This window comes from Alphaproteobacteria bacterium (assembly GCA_035625915.1).
GTDB lineage: Bacteria > Pseudomonadota > Alphaproteobacteria > JACZXZ01 > JACZXZ01 > DATDHA01.
Genome location: DASPOR010000059.1, coordinates 1 through 3,707, shown reverse-complemented (window position 1 = coordinate 3,707; position 3,707 = coordinate 1). Strand labels below are relative to the sequence as shown.

At 61.1% G+C, this 3,707-nt stretch carries 2 protein-coding genes, 1 tRNA gene and 2 pseudogenes; 3 read left to right on the top strand and 2 right to left on the bottom strand.

Annotated features, from left to right (window positions below):
* Positions 1–191: 191 nt before the first annotated feature.
* The 3 genes and pseudogenes from VEJ16_05460 (at position 192) to VEJ16_05450 (ending at position 2,810) form a co-directional block, all read left to right on the top strand.
* Positions 192–629 (top strand): annotated as a pseudogene (locus tag VEJ16_05460) (DUF4399 domain-containing protein).
* The gene (locus VEJ16_05455; protein ID HYB09095.1) at positions 609–1,142 is read left to right on the top strand and encodes a DUF4399 domain-containing protein; all 534 of its coding nucleotides are present in this window, start codon (positions 609–611) and stop codon (positions 1,140–1,142) included. The pseudogene VEJ16_05460 and the gene VEJ16_05455 overlap by 21 nt, the downstream one beginning before the upstream one ends.
* Before the next feature lie 39 nt (positions 1,143–1,181).
* Positions 1,182–2,810 (top strand): caspase family protein, encoded by a 1,629-nt coding sequence (locus VEJ16_05450; GenBank protein ID HYB09094.1) that lies wholly within the window; start codon positions 1,182–1,184, stop codon positions 2,808–2,810.
* A 90-nt stretch (positions 2,811–2,900) separates the two neighbouring features.
* Here VEJ16_05450 and VEJ16_05445 read toward each other — a convergent pair.
* Both VEJ16_05445 and VEJ16_05440 read right to left on the bottom strand, forming a co-directional pair.
* Positions 2,901–3,444 (bottom strand): annotated as a pseudogene (locus VEJ16_05445) (helix-turn-helix domain-containing protein).
* A gap of 108 nt (positions 3,445–3,552) precedes the next feature.
* A tRNA-Ser gene (locus VEJ16_05440) sits at positions 3,553–3,644 on the bottom strand.
* Positions 3,645–3,707: the final 63 nt, after the last annotated feature.

The following is a 3,707-nucleotide window of genomic DNA, read 5'->3' as shown; positions in this document are numbered from 1 at the left end:
CCGCGGCATCGTCGCGCGGGATAGCCGTCACGTTTTCTGGTCGTCCCGGACCCATCGACAGGTCCTTTTGCTCGAAACCTGATGCTACGTGCTGGTCTTTTTTTGTCAATCTGTTATAATAAGTATGAAAAAGCTAATGTTAAAATATAACTTGGGAGTGTGGGGGAAGAGCAGGCGGAGGGAGGCCTATCGTGCGGACAGCGGTTGCGTGGTTTCTCTCGCTTGCGTTCCTCCTCTCGGTTGACAGGGCCGCCCACAGCCAAGAGCAGGATAAGAAGGTCGGCGGGCCGACGCCATCGCCAGCGGCAGCGGCGGTCTACTTCATCGATTTGAAGGACGGCGCAACTATTGGACCGACGACTACGATCCATTTTGGGCTGCGGGGAATGGGGGTCGCCCCCGCTGGCTCGGACAAAGCGGATTCTGGACACCACCATCTCTTGATCGACGTCGAACTGTCGCCGCTTAACCGGCCGATTCCCAACGACTTCAATCACCTGCACTTCGGTGCCGGACAGACCGAGGCCGAGGTTAATCTGGCGCCCGGGACACATACCCTTCAACTTCTCCTGGGCGACAAGAATCACGTTCCGCATTCGCCGCCCGTGATGTCCGAGCGCATTCGGGTCACCGTGACCGATTCGGGCCAGGCCAACACGGCAGCCGCCATCGCGGCACCGGCAAACACGTCGCCCGCAAAAACGAAGGGCAGGCATCCTTCGCCCGCGGGCGCGAAGGTCTATTTCGAAAATCTATCCAATGGCTCTGTCATATCGCGAACGCCGACCATCCGCTTCGGTCTGCTTAACATGGGCGTCGCGCCGGCAGGTACGGAAAAGGCGAATACGGGTCACCATCATCTTTTGATTGACGCGCCCCTGCCACCACTGGACCAGCAGATACCCAATGACTTTAATCACCTGCATTTCGGGGCAGGGCAAACGGAAGCCAAGATCAACCTTCCGCTGGGCCGCCATACGCTTCAATTGCTGCTGGGCGATGACAAGCATATTCCGCATGACCCACCAGTCTTTTCTGAGAAAATTTCCGTCGTGGTCACGAGCACTGGGCACAGAGCCCATCCACAAGCGCACACACGTCCACATCCACGTCACGAGCGTCGGTTGCAAGCCTCCCGCTGAAGGACTACCAGTGTCGGCGCCGAGCATGGGGCAATGGGGATGAAAATATGTTGGTGGACATATGCGATTTTGGCGCTCTGTTGGGGAATGCTTGCGGCTGGCCCTGTGTGGGCCGGCCAGCGCGTCGCGCTCGTCATAGGAAACTCGAAATATCGCAACGTCGAGAGATTGCCAAAGACCATCAACGACGCGATGGGGATGGTTGCGCTGTTCCATAAAGCCGGTTTCGATGTCGTCAAATGGCGAGTCGACCTGGACGTAGCGGAGTTCCGGCGCACGGTGCACGACTTCATGATCACCGCGCAGAGTGCCGACATCGCGGTCGTGTACTACGCGGGGCACGGTATCGAGAAGGGCGGTACCAACTATCTGATTCCGGTGGATGCCAAGCTCCAGACCGACTACGACGCCGACGACGAGGCGATTTCGCTCGATCGCCTCATTTTGGCGCTGCAGCCGGCGCGGCAATTGCGCCTCATCATCCTCGATGCATGCCGCCAGAATCCTTTCTCGTCGAGGGGGAGTCGCACGATCGTGACGCGGGCGATTACGAACGGACTCGCCAAGATCGAGCCGATGACCCCCGACACGCTGATCGCCTATGCGGCCAAGGCCGGGTCACTGTCGTACGAAGGAAACGGGCCCAACAGTCCGTTCACGACGGCGCTGATGAAGTATCTTGTAGAGCCGGGCCTCGATATCAGGATTGCGCTCGGGAAGGTCCGAGATGAGGTCCTGAAGAACACCGGAAACCGGCAAGAGCCCTTCGTCTATGGATCGCTCGGCGGCGACGAGGTTTCGTTGGTTCCGGCGCCGGAGCCCAAGGCGAGCGGACCGGCCGCTGCGGCCGTCGATCCAAACCTTGCCGTAGCGCGCGACTATGAGATGGCCGAAAAGGTCCAGACGCGGGAGGTGTGGGAATCCTTCCTTGAGCTCCACAAGAGTGGCTTTTATGCCAATCTCGCGCGGGCGCAGCTCGCCAAGCTTTTGGCCGTGGAAACGGCGACAGAGGCGGTGCAGAAGGCAGGTCGACTCGATAACCCGCTCGCTGTCGACCACGCCAACGAGATACTCGGTTTGCTTGGAGACCGCTCGCCGCCGAGCGGGCAGGCGGCGAAGCCCGTAGAAGTACGGCATGACGAGCCGGCTGGAACGGCGGACTCGCACGGCCAGGGTGAGGGCTTGCGTGAACAAGATCGGCAGGCGGCCCTGGTTCAGGGAAAGGGCGAGAGCGTCCAAGACTGCGAGGATGCTGAGGAACGGCTCGGCCGACTGCGTAAAGACCCCAAACCCGAGGAGGTGGTGCGCTTTGCGCGCGATCTCGTCTGCGAAGCGTTGCGTCCTCAGCTGCAACGTCTGCTCGAGAGCCTGGGGCCGACGGCCACGCCGCCTCCTGCCACAGCCCTGGCGGCGCCAACCCAACAGCCGCAAGGAGCTCTGGCGACGAGACCGCCACGTTCGGGAACCGCCGCCCCCGAGGAGAACAACGCGCGAGGAAAAAAAGGCGATCGGCGCGACACCGAGGATGCCTGCAAACGCGATGAAACCACACTGATGCACCTGCGTGTCATTCGCGACCGCGACGAGGTGATCAGGTTCGACCGTAATCTTGCTTGCGAGCAATTGCGCCCGCAGGTGGCACGATTGCTGGAAAGCATCGAGAATTAAGGCTACGCCAGTGCCCGACGCCTTCCAACATGATGAAGCTACGAAGATCGGTCAGGTTGCTGCGCATCAACTTCGGGTTCGGCGGCGCTATTCGTCGACACAGATGACGACCGCATTCTCGGGCGGCGCGATATAAAGCCCGACCACGTCGGCCGCCTTAGCGACGAAGTCGGGGTCCTCGCTCTCGCTGGCTCTCGCACCACGATTTGCGACCATCCAGGTCGATCCGCTGGGCACGCAAGAAACGCCACACTTGCTGCTCGTGCACGTCGCCCAGTTCGGCCACAATCAGCGGTCCGGTCCAGCGCGCAAATCCTGCCGGAGGCGATTTGTCCAGCACCGCCAGAATGCGTCGACCGCTCTCAGCCCCATACTTAGGCGTGGGGCCAGGTCTCGGCTTGTCGATCAAACCGGGCAAGCCATCCCGGGAGAACCGTCCGCGCCACAGGCTCACAGTCCGCGGCATCGTGCCCACAGTTCGAGCAATCGACCGTGTCTAGCGCCCGTCGGCCGCGAGCAAGATGATCCGTGCACGGAGCACGTCGCGCCGTTCCGTCGTCGGCGCCCGCAACCGAGCCTCAAGCACCGCACGATCCTCCGGCGAAAACCGGACCTCTGCAGCTTCGGGAATCATCCCTATGTTGAATCATGAATCAGTCTTCCGCGAAAGCGGGTACTGAGGGCCGAAACTAGAAAACACCAGTGCCCTGATGCCGGAAAACCCATTGAAATATCTAGCTTATGGCGGAAGGGGTGGGATTCGAACCCACGAGGGACCTTGCGACCCCTGGCGGTTTTCAAGACCGCTGCCTTAAACCACTCGGCCACCCTTCCGGCTCGGGCCCTGCGAACGGCCGGCGCTGCCCGCGGGATTAGCGGAGGCGGAAGGCCCGAACA